Origin of the sequence: Chryseobacterium taichungense (assembly GCF_900109935.1) — a bacterium.
Classification (GTDB): Bacteria; Bacteroidota; Bacteroidia; order Flavobacteriales; family Weeksellaceae; genus Chryseobacterium; species Chryseobacterium taichungense.
The window spans coordinates 278,545-291,196 of the sequence record NZ_FOBV01000004.1 but is presented as its reverse complement, the minus strand read 5'-3'; the positions used below and the strand labels follow the sequence as shown (position 1 = coordinate 291,196).

Annotated in this window: 13 protein-coding genes; 3 read left to right on the top strand and 10 right to left on the bottom strand. The window is 37.8% G+C overall.

Going from position 1 to position 12,652, the window contains the following annotated elements:
• Positions 1-71 precede the first annotated feature (71 nt).
• Positions 72-809: a DNA-binding domain-containing protein gene (locus BMW64_RS10680; protein ID WP_089999948.1), complete on the top strand. Its 738-nt coding sequence runs from the start codon at positions 72-74 to the stop codon at positions 807-809.
• Between the two features lie 1,027 nt (positions 810-1,836).
• Here the strand turns inward: BMW64_RS10680 and BMW64_RS10675 are convergent.
• From BMW64_RS10675 to BMW64_RS10635, 9 genes are all read right to left on the bottom strand, one after another.
• The gene (locus BMW64_RS10675; RefSeq protein ID WP_089999947.1) at positions 1,837-2,472 is read right to left on the bottom strand and encodes a carbonic anhydrase; all 636 of its coding nucleotides are present in this window, start codon (positions 2,470-2,472) and stop codon (positions 1,837-1,839) included.
• 47 nt (positions 2,473-2,519) lie between these two features.
• The gene (locus tag BMW64_RS10670; protein ID WP_089999946.1) at positions 2,520-4,112 is read right to left on the bottom strand and encodes a SulP family inorganic anion transporter; all 1,593 of its coding nucleotides are present in this window, start codon (positions 4,110-4,112) and stop codon (positions 2,520-2,522) included.
• Positions 4,113-4,257: 145 nt separating this feature from the next.
• Complete coding sequence (locus BMW64_RS10665) at positions 4,258-4,557, bottom strand: hypothetical protein (protein WP_089999945.1); 300 nt, start codon at positions 4,555-4,557, stop codon at positions 4,258-4,260.
• A gap of 20 nt (positions 4,558-4,577) precedes the next feature.
• Positions 4,578-5,246, bottom strand: coding sequence for a carbonic anhydrase (locus tag BMW64_RS10660; RefSeq protein ID WP_089999944.1), 669 nt, complete (start codon positions 5,244-5,246; stop codon positions 4,578-4,580).
• A gap of 224 nt (positions 5,247-5,470) precedes the next feature.
• Positions 5,471-6,022 (bottom strand): serine acetyltransferase, encoded by a 552-nt coding sequence (locus BMW64_RS10655; protein ID WP_089999943.1) that lies wholly within the window; start codon positions 6,020-6,022, stop codon positions 5,471-5,473.
• 10 nt (positions 6,023-6,032) lie between these two features.
• Positions 6,033-7,184, bottom strand: a complete 1,152-nt coding sequence (locus BMW64_RS10650; RefSeq protein ID WP_090000131.1) for a glycosyltransferase — start codon at positions 7,182-7,184, stop codon at positions 6,033-6,035.
• A gap of 25 nt (positions 7,185-7,209) precedes the next feature.
• Complete coding sequence (locus BMW64_RS10645; protein ID WP_089999942.1) at positions 7,210-8,373, bottom strand: glycosyltransferase; 1,164 nt, start codon at positions 8,371-8,373, stop codon at positions 7,210-7,212.
• Complete coding sequence (locus BMW64_RS10640) at positions 8,373-9,212, bottom strand: glycosyltransferase family 2 protein (RefSeq protein ID WP_089999941.1); 840 nt, start codon at positions 9,210-9,212, stop codon at positions 8,373-8,375. The genes BMW64_RS10645 and BMW64_RS10640 overlap by 1 nt, the downstream gene beginning before the upstream one ends.
• Positions 9,213-9,245: 33 nt before the next feature.
• Positions 9,246-9,791 carry an acyltransferase gene (locus tag BMW64_RS10635; protein WP_143052680.1) on the bottom strand — a complete coding sequence of 182 codons (546 nt, stop codon included), beginning with the start codon at positions 9,789-9,791 and terminating at the stop codon, positions 9,246-9,248.
• A 91-nt stretch (positions 9,792-9,882) separates the two neighbouring features.
• Here BMW64_RS10635 and BMW64_RS10630 point away from each other — a divergent pair, with 91 nt between their 5' ends.
• Together BMW64_RS10630 and BMW64_RS10625 are read left to right on the top strand one after the other, a co-directional pair.
• Positions 9,883-10,653, top strand: coding sequence for a class I SAM-dependent methyltransferase (locus BMW64_RS10630; protein WP_089999940.1), 771 nt, complete (start codon positions 9,883-9,885; stop codon positions 10,651-10,653).
• Between the two features lie 25 nt (positions 10,654-10,678).
• Entirely contained in the window at positions 10,679-11,707 is a 1,029-nt protein-coding gene (locus BMW64_RS10625) for an acyltransferase family protein (protein ID WP_143052679.1), read from the top strand.
• Between the two features lie 5 nt (positions 11,708-11,712).
• Here the strand turns inward: BMW64_RS10625 and BMW64_RS10620 are convergent, their stop codons facing one another.
• Positions 11,713-12,651: a glycosyltransferase family 2 protein gene (locus BMW64_RS10620; RefSeq protein WP_089999939.1), complete on the bottom strand. Its 939-nt coding sequence runs from the start codon at positions 12,649-12,651 to the stop codon at positions 11,713-11,715.
• Position 12,652 lies beyond the last annotated feature (1 nt).

Here is a 12,652-nt window from a genome sequence, read left to right as displayed (position 1 = left end):
AATCCTAACTTTCAAGGTTTCCAAAACCTTGGAGGTTTTTAAAACCAACAATAATTTTAAAACCAATACTTATGTCAACAATTCTTCACAGAATCAAAGCGTATCTGTACGATAACGTTTTAACCAAAGACAACCCCAATGATTTCATTGCCCGTACGGCAAGCGAGCGTTCCCTTTCCGTAAAGCAGATATGTGAAGCCGCCGCCAGCCGTGGTGGTGCAGATGTTCCCGCTTCGGCAATGGAACAGGCAACCGAGCTTTTCCTGAAAGAAATGGCCTATCAACTGTGTGACGGCTTTTCAGTGAATACCGGCTACTTTACCGCAAGCACCACCATCCGCGGGGTATTCGACAGTCCATCTGAGACTTTTAACAAAGACAAGCACAGCATTATCTTCCAGTTCAACCAGGGAGAAAAGCTACGTACTGAGATTCCCAATATTGAAGTTAACATCTTGGGCGTAGCAGAATCTTCTGCCGTGATCTTACAGGTAACGGATGTGAAGAGTGGTTCGGTAAATGATCTGCTTACTCCGGGCAGAAACCTGAAGATCGTGGGCAGCAAGATCAAAGTTGCAGGCAATGATGCTTCAGTGGGAGTCTTTTTCGTAGACACCGCAACACAGGGAAGAACCAAAGTAGAGCAGAGTGATATCGTGACCAATAATCCTTCGGAGGTTATTGTCGTGATTCCGACGTTGGCAGCAGGAACTTATAATCTGGAAGTGGTGACGCAGTTTTCCAAGAACAGTGCTTTTCTAAAGGAACCAAGAGTTGGACTATTAGATAAATTATTAACCGTTGAATAGGAAATCAAGGGTGTCGCCCGTAAGTTACCTTGTCCTTCGCCCGAAGGAAGGTATTTCCTTCACTCGGAGGACCGTGTTTCCCTCGCTCGAGGGACGGTATGTCCTCAGTACGTAAGTAATATTGTACTGTAAACGGCTACCTCAGCGCAAGAACAATCCATCATTCCATCGTAAAGATGGGTATTTTCATCAGTGTGTTACTCCGGTTGGGAAATCTTTCCCGGCCGGAGTTTTGGCTTCGGCTCCGCTCAGCCACCGTTGGGTTGGAGGGTTTGAGGGTTGTTATGAGAGTTTATTAAGATTCGCTATCATTTGCTGAGTGTTTAAGTTTATGCTGAGCCTGTCGAAGTACCTTTGCGCTCAAAGAATATGCATACTACATAAATCTCCTGCGGACATAGCGTTAAAAATTAAATCTAACGTTACCTGTTATGTCGAGATTCCTATGGAACGACAAAAAGTAGTCAATTAGCGACGCCTGATCGGAGCCGAAGGCCCGCACTACCCTTGAAGGATTGGTGGCTTCGAGAACCTCCACCTGGGTTTGAGGGTTTGAGAGTGGGAGTGCTGAAGAGTCTAAGCGGCATAAAATTCTCCTCCCTTGGAGGGGTGGCAAAAATTCGAAAGAATTTTTGACGGGTGGTTTAGGAAAGATTCCGGGATTGGCAGCTGGGCTGAGTCGAAGCTACCATTGAACAGATGTCATTATTTGTATTGCTCTGATAATCTATAAAACTACGAGAAGCAAACCATGGTTAAAGCACATGCTTTGCATTCTGATAGCATAACAGACCACCCCGTCGTAAATTCCAATGGAATTTCCGCCACCCCTCCGGAGGAGGGGAATTTAGAAGCAATCGATTGGCGGCGCTTGAGGCTCTCGAAGGCACGCATACATTTAAAGGATTGAATAAAAAAAAGACCACCGTAAACGATGGCCTTCAGATGTACTTTTAAAAAAGTTAATTTCCAATCTATCTAACTTAACATATTTTATTATTTTTCTCCTGATTTCTTAGGTTTGATCCTATAACCAGTTTACGGCACCCGTTTCAACATCATAATTAGCGCCTACGATTTTTATTTTACCTTCTTCTTCCAGCTTTCTGAGTGTTGAGCTTTGTTTACGGATATCTTCAATGGCGCTTTTTACATTCTGATGGTTAAGTCTTTCCAAAAGTGAGCTGTTGCTTGAAGCACGCTCTTCACCTTCTTCCATTACTTCTTTAATGATCGGATCAAAATGGTTGATAAGGTGATTCAGATTATCCATTCCTAATCCTTCAATCTTTGCAGCATCCAGACCTCCTTTTAGAGCGCCGCACTTGGTGTGTCCTAAAACCACAACCAGCTTGGATCCTGCTACGTTACATCCAAACTCCATAGACCCCAGAATATCTTGGTTCACAAAATTTCCTGCAATTCTGATACTGAAGATATCCCCAAGGCCCTGATCAAAAATAAGCTCTGCAGAAGTACGGCTGTCTATACAGCTTAAGACTACTGCAAACGGCCATTGTCCTTCACGGGTAGCGTTTACCTGCTCCAGAAGATCTCTGTTGGCTTTTAAGTTATTAACAAATCTCTGGTTTCCTTCCTTTAAAAACTCTAATGCTTTTTCCGGTGTAATGGTAGACTGAGTTTCGTGAGTGTGTGCTTTCATATAATTTATTTATATTTTTAAAGTTAAAATTTATTTAAACAAAGAGCTTACATCGCTCTTTTATGAGTAACTACGATATGAGAATTTTCGTCTCTTTCATAGTCTCTGTATGATGTTTTGAACCCTAACAGTTCTACATTGATGTCTTCTTCTTTTGCCCTTATATTGGCGAAATCCTGAATCATTTCCAATACATCGGTCGCAATATAAGACGTTCCTCTGGCATCAATCGTTACTGAAGAGTTCGGTTTTATATTTTTCAATGTTTTCTTAATCGCTGCTTTATTCAGGAATGAAACTTCCTCAGCCAGTTTGATATTGATCCCATCTGCATCATTAAGTTTTTCCCTGCTAAGATAATATGCTCTTTTCATATTTCCCTGCAGAATATAGAAAACCGAGATGGCAAGTCCGATTCCTACTCCTTTCAACAGATCTGTTGCTACAACGGCAATCACGGTAGCCACAAACGGAATAAACTGAAATTTACCCAAATGCCAGAAATGTTTGAAAGTCGCCGGTTTTGCCAGCTTGTATCCGACTAAGATCAATACTGCTGCCAAAGTAGCCAGAGGAATAAGATTTAATACAACGGGAATAGACAAAACACATATTAATAGAAGAAATCCATGAATTATCGCAGATAATTTTGAAGTAGCTCCCGCATTGGCATTGGCAGAACTTCTTACGACCACTGAAGTCATCGGAAGGCCTCCGATAAATGAGCTTACCAGGTTTCCGATTCCTTGCGCTTTAAGCTCGAGATTGGTATCCGTGATTCTTCTTTGCACATCCAGTCTGTCAGAAGCTTCAATACAAAGAAGGGTTTCAATAGACGCTACAATAGCAATGGTAGCCCCAGCGATCCATACCTTTGGATTGGTAAAACCTGTAAAATCAGGTAGCGTAATTAGGTTCTTAAAATCTTCCAGAGATTGCGGAACGGGAAGGGATACCAGGTGCTGACTTTGTATAGCAAGTGAACTGCCTGTCATTTTAAAGATTTCGTTCAGGATAATCCCTGCCACTACGGCGACAAGCGCTCCAGGAAGCATTTTTATTCTTCTTAAAGCATATACTTTATCCCAAATAATCAGAATAGTAACAGAAACCAACGTCACAATAATGGCCCCCGGATGCACGGCTCCGAATAATTCTGAGAAATAACCGAAGTTTAATCCATTATCAAAAATCGACTGGTGGCCTTCATAATCCTTATCAAATCCCAGAGCATGCGGAATCTGCTTTAAGATAATGATGATTCCGATGGCAGCGAGCATCCCTTCAATAACGTTGTTAGGAAAATAATTGGAAATACTTCCTGCTCTTACAAATCCTAAGATCAATTGAATAACGCCTGCAACAATCCCTGCACAAAGGAAAATATTAAATGCTCCGAGGTCAGTAATTGCAGTGAGAACGATGGCTGTTAATCCTGCCGCCGGCCCAGACACCGAGATGTTGGAATTACTAATGGAGCCTATCACAAGACCTCCCACGATACCCGCAATAATGCCGGATAAGGGCGGAGCTCCTGAAGCCAGTGCGATCCCCAGACAAAGGGGAAGTGCTACTAAAAATACGACGAGTCCTGAAGGGAAATTCTCCTTTATTCCTCCTATTAATGATGTTTTTTTCATGATATCAAGCTGCTGTGAATAGAACTGATTTATCCATATTTCAGTAAATCAGTACATAAGATTGGAAAATTAATTTTGTAATGTACATGAGTATCCGATATCAAAAATGATATGAATATGCATTAAAAACTCTGGTTTATACTAATTAAGCTTCCGGAGGCGGAGAAAATATGGTTAATAAAGGCGACAGATGAAAGGAATCATCTACCGGCACAAAAGATCTTTCTTCCAAAGACGTTTCGAAAAATTTAAGATAATCGAATACATTCAAAGGTTTTGGAAGGGTCTTTTCGTAAACAATGAATGATGATGGGTGAGAGTGCGGTTCTTCTTCGTTGATCACTACATTCGTCCTGGTGAGATCCCAGCCAAAAACCGAGGCTATACCCGGTAAAGCCGTGAAATTCAGAAAAAACATCAATGTAATAATACTCCAAAGTTTCATTTTACACTTTTTTAGAAAAACTATTTGGTCTTTCTGCTCATTACCCAGTCAGAACTTGTAAGGTTGTAGATCTTCTGGATGTCTTTGAGAATTTTTTCAAAATCAATTTCCAGATCAATAATCTTACCTGTTCTGAGGTCAAAAACCCACCCGTGAACAACAGGATATTCTTCAAGAATATATCTTTCCTGCACACAGGCCATTTTTACAACGTTGATGCACTGCTCCTGAACATTAAGCTCAACAAGCCTGTCATAACGTTGGCTTTCATCACTGATAGAATCAAGCTCTTTCTGATGAAGTCTGTAAACATCGCGGATGTTTCTCAGCCATGGATTCAGCAATCCGAGATCTTCAGGCGTCATGGCTGCTTTTACACCGCCGCAGTTGTAATGCCCACAGACAATAATATGCTTTACTTTAAGATGTTCTACAGCATATTGAATAACGGCTGTAGAACTCATGTCCAAAGTATTGACAATATTGGCAATATTTCTGTGAACAAAAACTTCACCGGGCTTTGCTCCCATCAGTTCTTCCGCGGTAGCCCTGCTGTCTGAACATCCTATGTAGAGGTATTCAGGAGTCTGCGTTTTGGCCAGTTCATGAAAGAAATCAGGGTTGTCTGCCAATTTGGATTCTACCCATTTTCTGTTGTTTTCAAAAATAACTTCGTACGATTGTGACATAATTTAACTATTTATAATTATTTATTTCGTGTAAATTATTTTTAAAATCAATAGACTAAATCAATAATACTGCAAAAATAGAATATTTGATGAAAAAGCAAATACTTTTAACAAAGTTTAATATTAAAATATGCTTAAATCATCCTTTATCTTATTCTATGTTTGTTATTTTCTTGTTAAAAGTACGAACAATTCATAAAAAATCAATATTAAAGATTTGATTTTCATATCTTATGGTTAATGTAGCCTTCTGTAGCTGCTTCTGAATGATAAATCGTACCGGGATTTCCCACGACAACAGAATGGGAAGGAACATCAAAATTAACATAGGCATTAGGAGCAATCAAAACGTTGTCACCAATGGTAATTCCTCCTACGATTACTGCGTTTGTCCCGATCCATACCTCGTTGCCAATCACGGGGACACCTGCGTTCTTTCCCCTATTTTGCTGTCCGATTGTTACCCCTTGGGCTATATTGCAGTTTTTTCCGATTTTCACTTTCGGATTAATGACCAGGGCACCAAAATGTCCGATATAGAAACCTTCTCCAATTTCAGTTTCAGGATAAATCTGATAGCCGTATTTAATTTGATAATGTCTTAAAATCAATTTCCAAAAAATACTCATTAATGGAACTTTCCTGTATTTCTGTGCCTTCCTTAAAATATAGATAAAATGCAGATTCGGATTGATACATTTTGTCATAATCTGTAACCCGGAAAGCCATTTTCCACTTTCCCGGTAAAAATCTTTTTGGATGATAGAACGTGGCATAACAGATTATTTAAATATGATCAATGATTTCCTGAAGATGCTGTACGGATTTCTCAAGAATGAAAGGGAGCTCAGTATTTCGGATTGCGGCTTTATATTTTTCTGACAAATGTTTTTCTGTAATGAATTGTCTCATTCCGTCATAAATTCCTTCTTTTGAATTTTGGGTTATTATTCCCATCTTTCCATCCTGTAAAAGATCTTTGATGCCTGAAATATCGGTTGCACAAACAGGCTTTTCTAAAATCAGTGCTTCTGCAATAATCGTAGGAAAACCTTCGTGTCGTGAAGACATAATGTAAAAATCCGATTGTTGTACATAGGGATAGGGATTACTACGGTAACCCAGCATTTTTACACTTTCACCAATATTTAGTTTATCAAGCAGTTGGTAAATGTTTTCAAAATCATAACCATCGCCAATGATAATGAGGTTGTGGTGAAATCCTTCGTTCCATAGTTTTTTATGAATGTGCAGAAGCCTGTCATATCCTTTTTGCGGGTACACCGTACCTACTGAAACAAAGAGCGGAAATTCGGAATCCTTAAAGGGCATATCGTCGATGGCAGCATTCGCTTTCTCCAATGTGTCTTTTTTATCAATCGGATTATAGATTTTAACAACTGAATTTCTTTCTTTTTCATTGCTGGCAAGCTTAAGCATTTCTTCTTCCAGCTTATTGGAAATTACCAGTATCTTATCAAATTTAAAGAATTTCCGGATGATATCAGAAGTATATTCTTTTAAACTAAAAATATCGTTTTGTATCCAGAGAATCTTTCTTGAATTTTTCTGCGGGCTTGAAAGAATCTCTTTATATATCCCATGAATAGCTCCTATTTCGATATCATATTGTTTGCCTTTCAAAATGATTTTATAAAGAATGGACGGAAATAGGAGCAACATTTTCTGATAAAGTACTCTGAAAGCTTTTAAAGGAATATCCTGTATCCTGTTTGTCGTGATCATATCACCTTTGATGAGATAGCGCAGATTGATCCATGCCGGAACTTCCTTAATATATTGCCCGGAATAAAGATTGAGTAAAAGATCAATCTCATATTTGTCTGAAGGAATATTTTTCAAAAAATTGATCAATGCTTTTTCGGCACCACCGTGGCGCAATGAACCAATTCGGATAAGGATTTTTTTCTTTTTCATCATTGTATTTTAGTTCCTTTATTTATCATTCATGTCTTCCGGTCAGTTCTTGGATGATTTCTTCGACAGCTCCAAAAATCTTTTTATTGTCGAATTTACCCTCAATATTTACCAGATTCTTTTGAATATTTTCAACTAGATTTTTATTGGTTAGGAACTCTTTAATTCCAAAATAAAGACCTTCCTGGGAATATTCGGTGAGATATCCAGTGATCTTGTGATCGATCATTTCAGGAACGCCGCCCACTGCTGTTGCTATGATTGGTTTCTGAAGAATCAAGGTTTCCGCAATGATTAAAGGCCAGCCTTCACTTTCAGAAGGCATAATGTAGAAATCAGCGTTTTTCACATACGGATAGGGGTTAATTTGTGTGCCTAAAAGTTTGAAGGAATTTTTAACTCCCAGTTCATCAATTCTTTTCGAGAGCATCTCGTAATCTTCGCCGTTTCCAATCACGTAAATATGATGGGTATATCCGTCTGCCAGAAGTTTTTGATGTGTTTCCAGAAGAGTTCTGTATCCTTTTCTTATATCCAGTCGGCCCACCGAAACGAATATAGGTACGTTTTCAAATTCGGGGATAAAAGCCAGCGCCTTTTCCTTAATCTCTTCCATAGGAATGGCATTGAGTATCACTTTTCCCGGCGGGAAATGTACATCAGGATATTTTTCTTCCAGAATATCTTTGCATTGCTGAGAACCATAAATGATATAGTCAAACTGCTTCATACTGTTGAAAATATTTTCACGGTAAGGATCGAAAGAGGGAAGGGTAAGATCAGAATGCAGCCACGCAACTTTTTTTGAGTTTTTATTGCTGGAATTAAGAACTGTTTCGTAAACTGCGTACGTTGTTGCTATTTCCACATCAAATTGGTCCTGAAGAATGCGATCTGCAACAGACGGATCTTTTTGAGCTTTATTAAGCTTCAATTTTCTTATGGCCAACTGTAATTTCCGGATCAGTGGATTTTTTGAAAAATCTTCCTTTCCTTTTGCAATATATACTTTTCTGACGTGAGAAGGAAATTCGTTCCGCAGCTCACCCTGATTGATGTTGAGACATATCGTAAGCTCAAATTTTTCCCTGTTGAGGTTATTAAGCATGCTCAAAACCACCTTTTCCACACCGCCCATTTCCATAGAGCGATGCCTGAACAGAACTTTTATTTTATCTTTTTTAATCATTAATTAAAAATTTGCTGGATAAGGATAATTACCTTTCTCTTTATTTTTGAAATCAGTGTATTTTGGTATTCAAGGAGGCTATAGATTTCATCAGCATTTTCAAATTCACCCGGAACAGGCCTTCCATTGATGTTTTTTAAATTTCTTCGTTTCATTGCATTGAAAATCACTTGAGCAAAATATTCTCTTGATTTCTGTTTATTTTCATTCTGCGAAATTCCACCGGAGTGCATTCGGTAGAGATAATTAGACTCATTAATAAAATATACTTTCCCTTTTTCATACATTTTAAGATAGAGGTCCTGATCTTCTGCGATTTTCATAGAGGTGTCCATTTTTTCCGTCTGATTGTAAATCTTTTTTTTAAACGTAACAAAATGAGCGATTTCAATAGGACTATTAAAAAAACAAGGAGATTGATTGATGACCTGTTTTCCGCCATTGAAAACTTCCTGAGGATTGAGATTCCCATCACATTTTGTAAAAAGAGAATAGGTAAGTACTACATCCATTTTCTTTTGGTAAATTTTTATACTCGAAGATATTGCTGTCGGCAGGATAGCGTCATCAGGATCTACAAAACCACAGATTTCTCCTTCTGCCAATTCTATCAGCCTGCTTTTGGTGACACCGACTCCGCTGTTGGTTTCATTATGATAAATTCTGAACCGCTCATCATTTTCCACCATTTTTTTAATAACCTCTACAGAATTATCAGTGGATGCATCATCAAGAATAATGGCTTCCCAGTTCTGATAATTTTGAGACAGAAGAGATTGAAAACAGTCTTTAAAGTATTTACCGTTGTTGTAATTGGCAATAAGTATCGAAAATTTCATTATTTGTGTTTATGCTTTTGAAATGTAATGAATTCAGATAATGCTTTTGCTAATCAATTCCTGGCGATTCATAAGGATGGTGTTTGGTGGAACATCTTTATAAATCACACATCCGGCGCCAATAATGGAATTATCTCCAATTGTAACTCCTTTAAGAACAGTGACATTACTTCCCAACCAACAGTTATTACCAATCGTTATCGGTTCTGTATTAAATTGATTAGAATGAATTTTAAAATCCGGCGTGGTTTCGTAACTGTGGTTATGGTCATACAGCTTTACATTTTCCCCAAATAATGTGTTATCACCTATGCTTATGCTTTCAAGACAATTGATAGAGCAGAAATTATTCATGAAAAAATTTTTTCCAATCTCAAGCGATGCTTTTTTACCAACAAAAATATGAATGAAATTTCTTAATGACGCAGAATCATCTATTTTCAGGATTTTAATATCTGGATCAAGGATAAAGTGATTATAATTCCCCAATCTGATATCTGCAAAGGAAACTTTTTTATGTTTTTTGAGCAGGGAAACTTGATTTCTTCTCTGGATTTTCTCGAAAATGTTGAAAGCCATCGGTGTAAATTTTTCGTCATATTTGCTTCACAAATATAATAGTTTTGTGTAATTAAAAAAAATATATATTTTTGTTTTTAAATTTAACACAATGACTGAAATATCGAGAGTTCTCAAAACATTTGTGGCTTATCTCAAGAGGCCAGGTCTCTATCCCGAGTTGGGAAGAAAAATCATTAAAAATACTGTAAACCGAAAAAGCGCATTCAAAGGAAAGGAAAAGACAAATTCCTGGGCTGCATCCGTAGCGGTTTCCCAGAAAGAAGCTGTTTCCAGGCTTTTTTCTATGGATATTGATGATTTCAGAAGTCAGTTTGCTGAAATCTTACAGACAGCAGTCCAAAAAGAAAAAGAATGTCCCATAAAAATGGGCGGTCCGGGTGCACTTGAACTTATTTATTATGCATGTGAATTCACCAAAGCAGAACATGTCCTGGAAACAGGAGTTGCTTACGGATGGTCTTCTCTGGCCGCTTTACTCTCTTTAGAAAAGAGAAAGGGTACACTATATAGCTCAGATATGCCCTATCTTGCACAGGATGGAGATCAATTTGTAGGGTGTATTGTTCCTGATAATCTTAAAAAATACTGGAAATTATTCCGGTTTGCCGATAAAGAGTCCTTGCCTAAAATTTTTGCTGAAAGCTCCTCTTTCGATGTGTTCCATTATGATTCAGATAAAAGTTATAATGGCAGAATGTGGGCTTATAATGAGGTCTACGACAGATTGAAGCCAGGCGCAGTATTCATCAGTGATGACATTGGAGATAATTCTGCTTACCAGGACTTTTGTGAAAAAAACAATATCGAAACCACAGTGGTGGAATATGAAGGAAAATACATCGGGGTTTTTGTAAAATAATAACTTTTAGATGTATTTTTGACCCGTGAAAATAGGTCAGATTACATTTACCCGGTTTGTCGCTGCCATGGCGATCGTTATTTCTCATTTTAATAAAGATTTATTTTTATATAAGATCAGATATGTTTCTGATATATTTCTCAGAGCAAATGTCGGGGTAAGCTATTTCTTTATTCTTTCTGGCTTTATTATGATTGTGGCTTATCATCAAAAGGTGAAGATCAGCTACAAGGATTTTTACAGGAACAGATTTGCGAGAATTTATCCTTTGTACGTGGCAGGATTACTGCTGTATCTTGTGACCAGATATTCGGATTTTAGTATTTATAAATGTCTTTTATATCTTCTGGGTATCCAAAGCTGGATTCCGGGGAAAGCGCTGGTACTCAATTTTCCGGGCTGGTCTATTTCGGTAGAATTTTTATTTTACCTTATTTTTCCTTGGCTGTACAATTATTTGTATTCAAAAGGGAATAAAAGCATATGGATTATTGCGATACTGATTTGGACAGGAACCCAATTTTTTACAAATCTGTATGTTAATTCTCACGCTTATAAAGGCGCGCATACGGTAAGTCATGAATTCAGTCACTATTTTCCTCTTTGGCATGTCAATGAGTTTTTAATTGGCAATCTGGCAGGATTGTTTTTTGTGAAAAACCGTAAGAAAAAAAATTATGATATTGCCATTACTCTAGTTTTTATCGGAATTTTATTATCACTCATTTTTATTCCGCTGAATTTCCATAATGGCTTAATGGCAGTTCTGTTTATTCCCCTGATCTATTTAATCTCCTGCAACAATGGGATGCTGACAAAATTATTCTCCTTAAAGCCTTTGGAGTTTCTTGGAGAAATCAGCTATGCAGTTTATATTGTTCATATTCCTGTGTTGTATATTTTAAGATCTGTTTTGTGGGATTATTTCCAGGTTTATGAAAGCAATACGGTATTTTGGATCTACCTTTTGGTTTTGATTATCGTTTCAGCGATTTTTTACCGTTTTATTGAAAAACCGGCGAGGGATTATTTGAAAAGATTAAGGATTAGATGAATATCTTAAAATAAATCCCGTCTGAAATTAATGTTGTATAACCCGGAACGGATGCTGGGATAATCAGTGATCAGGTATTTTAAAATCATGAACCACTTTTTAAAAAATGGTGCAACAGCAATTTCAAAACTTCGGGTCATTCTCGTTATATGCAGTTTTATATCTCCCGGGATGGCATCTTGACTTTTTGCCCATTCGTTGACTTCTCTCCATAGCAAAACCCTTGTAGTGGCAGGATTTATTTTTTTTGTATCAACTTTTGTGATCCGGTTGTTTTCATGAACGCCTCTCATCGCAATAGCCTGATCTAAAATTCCGGGATAAAGATTGGTACAAAATGACAAACGGAAAAGAAATTCTGTATCCTGGTGAAGTCGTAAAGTTTTCTTAAAAAAAGAATCCAGCTTATGTAATGCATTTTTCCGGATTGTTAAGGTATCCAGATGGATGAGTCCAAAACTTCCTCTCATGCCTAGTTGCCCGGGAAAAACATCTTCAGGATGATACTTTTGATACACGGTAGTCAATCGGTCACCAAATACTCTATAGTAGTCATTTTTGGCTTTTTCAGAATAATAATTAACGCCTAAAGCTCCGTATAATCCTTCTATGGCAGGATCTTTAAAGACCTCTCTCTCTGCATTAAATCTGTTGGGCAAATAGTAATCATCGGCATCCAGAAAAGCAATAAAATCACCCGTCGCTTTTTCGATTCCAAGATTTCTTGAGGGACCTGCACCATGGTTTCCTCTATCAGGATGCTGATAAAGTTTTACTCTGTCGTAAATCACTGCCAGTTTTCGGCAGACTTCAAGGGCATTATCCGGAGATCTATCTTCAATCAAAATAACTTCGGAAACTTCAGGAAACTGAAGGGCGGATTCTACAGCTTGGGTTACATATTTCTCCGCATTATATACGGGAATGATAACGGAAATTTTCATG

Bases quoted from the DNA above. Each gene is read 5' to 3' on its own strand.
- BMW64_RS10680 (WP_089999948.1), top strand. From the start codon at position 72: ATGTCAACAATTCTTCACAGAATCAAAGCGTATCTGTACGATAACGTT.
- BMW64_RS10675 (WP_089999947.1), bottom strand. From the start codon at position 2,472: ATGAAAGCACACACTCACGAAACTCAGTCTACCATTACACCGGAAAAA.
- BMW64_RS10670 (WP_089999946.1), bottom strand. From the start codon at position 4,112: ATGAAAAAAACATCATTAATAGGAGGAATAAAGGAGAATTTCCCTTCA.
- BMW64_RS10665 (WP_089999945.1), bottom strand. From the start codon at position 4,557: ATGAAACTTTGGAGTATTATTACATTGATGTTTTTTCTGAATTTCACG.
- BMW64_RS10660 (WP_089999944.1), bottom strand. From the start codon at position 5,246: ATGTCACAATCGTACGAAGTTATTTTTGAAAACAACAGAAAATGGGTA.
- BMW64_RS10655 (WP_089999943.1), bottom strand. From the start codon at position 6,022: ATGCCACGTTCTATCATCCAAAAAGATTTTTACCGGGAAAGTGGAAAA.
- BMW64_RS10650 (WP_090000131.1), bottom strand. From the start codon at position 7,184: ATGAAAAAGAAAAAAATCCTTATCCGAATTGGTTCATTGCGCCACGGT.
- BMW64_RS10645 (WP_089999942.1), bottom strand. From the start codon at position 8,373: ATGATTAAAAAAGATAAAATAAAAGTTCTGTTCAGGCATCGCTCTATG.
- BMW64_RS10640 (WP_089999941.1), bottom strand. From the start codon at position 9,212: ATGAAATTTTCGATACTTATTGCCAATTACAACAACGGTAAATACTTT.
- BMW64_RS10635 (WP_143052680.1), bottom strand. From the start codon at position 9,791: ATGGCTTTCAACATTTTCGAGAAAATCCAGAGAAGAAATCAAGTTTCC.
- BMW64_RS10630 (WP_089999940.1), top strand. From the start codon at position 9,883: ATGACTGAAATATCGAGAGTTCTCAAAACATTTGTGGCTTATCTCAAG.
- BMW64_RS10620 (WP_089999939.1), bottom strand. From the start codon at position 12,651: ATGAAAATTTCCGTTATCATTCCCGTATATAATGCGGAGAAATATGTA.